The sequence below is a fragment of the Paenibacillus forsythiae T98 genome, assembly GCF_000520735.1.
Classification (GTDB): domain Bacteria; phylum Bacillota; class Bacilli; order Paenibacillales; family Paenibacillaceae; genus Paenibacillus_AQ; species Paenibacillus_AQ forsythiae.
Window position 1 is genome coordinate 1 of record NZ_ASSC01000169.1, and the last position, 2,165, is coordinate 2,165.

Here is a 2,165-nt window from a genome sequence, read left to right on the forward strand (position 1 = left end):
TCAAGAGAACGCCGCCATTTGGCGGATAGATTGGTCGATATAGTAGTAGTTCCGTACAGAACCACTTGATAATTTGCTTGAGAATACAAGCCATTTTAGCTACTGGAAAGGGGCATGCCCTCATGCAATCCGTTAACATACAAGATGCCGTAAGCCGGCTCAATCCTCCCCAGCGCCAGGCGGTCGAGGCGACCGATGGTCCGCTGCTGATTATGGCCGGAGCGGGAAGCGGCAAGACCAGGGTGCTGACCCACCGAATTGCCTGGCTGATCGCAGGCCGCAAGGCTCCGCCCTGGGCGATTCTTGCCATTACGTTCACGAACAAGGCGGCCAGGGAAATGCAGGATCGGGTATCCAGGCTCGTTGGGCCGGAAGGTCGCGATATTTGGGTATCGACGTTCCACTCCATGTGCGTGCGGATACTGCGGAAGGATATTGAACGGATCGGGTTTACCTCCAACTTCTCGATTCTGGATTCCACGGACCAGCTCTCCGTTATCCGCGCCTGCATGAAGGAACTGAATATCGACACCAAGAAGTTCGAGCCAAAGGCGGTGCAGTCGGTGATCAGCGCGGCCAAGAACGAGCTGGTGACGCCTGAGCAGTATGAGCGGAAGATCGGGGATTATTTTGAAGGCCTCGTTGCCAAAATATATACGATGTACCAGAAGAAGCTCAAGAGCAACAACTCGCTCGATTTCGACGATCTGATCATGACGACCATTCAGCTGTTCAAGGAAGTGCCCGAGGTGCTCGATTTCTACCAGCGGAAATTCAAATACATCCATGTGGACGAGTATCAGGATACGAACCGGGCGCAGTACATGCTTTGCCGCATGCTGGCCGACAGCCATCACAATATTTGCGTCGTCGGCGACAGCGACCAGTCGATCTACCGCTGGCGCGGCGCCGACATCAGCAACATTCTCAACTTTGAGGCGGACTACCCGGAAGCCAAGGTCATTCTGCTGGAGCAGAACTACCGCTCGACCTCGAACATTCTGAACGCCGCCAACGGCGTGATCGCGCTGAATACGGGACGCAAGCCGAAGAAGCTGTGGACGGATTCGGAGGAAGGGCCGAAGATCAAGGTATACCGGGCCGACTCGGAGCATGACGAGGGTTATTTTGTATCCGGGGAAATCAGCAAGAGTGTGAAAAAGGGCAAGTCATACCAGGATCATGCGATCCTGTACCGGACGAACGCCCAGTCGCGGGTCATAGAGGAAATTCTCATTAAATCAGATATACCGTACCAGATTGTCGGGGGCATCAAGTTCTACGACCGCAAAGAAATCAAGGACCTGCTCGCTTATCTGCGGCTGCTGTCCAACCCCGACGACGATATCAGCTTGACCCGGGTGATCAATGTTCCCAAAAGAGGGCTCGGCGACACGACGGTCGCCAAGCTTACGGGCGCGGCGGCATCGCGGGGGATATCCATCTTCCGTGTGCTGGAAACCGTAGACGACCTGGGATTCGCGGGACGGACGCGGAATGCGCTGGTCGAGTTCTACGATATGATTCTGGCGCTCCACCGGATGGTGGAATTCCTGTCGGTGACGGAGCTGACGGAGAAGGTGCTGGAAATGTCGCAGTACAAGCTGGAGCTGCAGAAGGAGAACACGATCGAATCGCGCTCCCGCTTGGAGAATATTGAAGAGTTCTTGTCCGTGACGATGGAATTTGAGAAAAATAACGATGACAAGTCGCTGGTCTCCTTCCTCACCGATCTCGCTTTGATCGCCGACATCGACAGCATGAACGATACGGAGGATGACCGCAGCGACGCCGTCGTGCTGATGACGATGCACAGCGCGAAGGGGCTGGAGTTTCCGGTCGTGTTCATCATCGGCATGGAGGAAGGGGTATTCCCGCACAGCCGCGCCTTCCAGGACAACGATGAACTGGAAGAGGAGCGGCGGCTCGCGTATGTGGGCATTACCCGCGCCGAGAAGCAGTTGTTCCTCTCCTGCGCGCGTGCGCGCACGCTGTTCGGGCGGACAACGGCCAACCCGCCGTCCCGCTTCCTGGACGAGATTCCGGAGGAACTGAAGGAAGACACCGTCATGACGCCAGACCGCTTCCGTCGGGGCAGCGACGCAGGCGGGGCTTACGGTAGCCGCGGCTTCGGCGCAGGCGGCCGCAGCAATTTCGGCGGCGGG

Annotated in this window: 1 protein-coding gene; it reads left to right on the forward strand. The window is 56.9% G+C overall.

Annotation, left to right across the window (positions count from 1 at the left end; all coding sequences use genetic code 11):
* Positions 1–122: 122 nt before the first annotated feature.
* The coding region (gene pcrA, locus L692_RS0106270; protein WP_025698185.1) for a DNA helicase PcrA at positions 123–2,165 on the forward strand (2,043 nt) is incomplete at its 3' end.